The organism is Pseudomonas sp. SIMBA_067 (assembly GCF_046534675.1).
Lineage (GTDB): Bacteria > Pseudomonadota > Gammaproteobacteria > Pseudomonadales > Pseudomonadaceae > Aquipseudomonas > Aquipseudomonas putida.
Genome location: NZ_JAWRYH010000706.1, coordinates 1 through 260 on the forward strand (window position 1 = coordinate 1; position 260 = coordinate 260).

Annotated in this window: 1 protein-coding gene; it reads left to right on the forward strand. The window is 39.2% G+C overall.

What is annotated here, in order from left to right:
• Positions 1-260 (forward strand): aminoacyl--tRNA ligase-related protein (locus SB765_RS30975; protein WP_410932668.1); only part of this gene is annotated, 260 nt, incomplete at both ends.

The window sequence follows — 260 nt, forward strand, 5'->3', positions numbered from 1 at the left end:
CACCGATTTTGTTCGTAAAGAAATTAACAGCTACAAACAACTGCCAATTACTTTGTACCAAGTACAAACTAAAGTACGTGACGAACGTCGCCCACGATTTGGTGTTATGCGTGCCCGTGAATTTACTATGAAAGATGCCTACTCATTCCATTTAACCGATGAATGTTTAGATGCAACGTATCAAGTAATGCACAAAGCCTACTGTAATATTTTTGAACGTTTAGGCTTAGATTACCGCCCAGTAATTGCAGATACAGGCT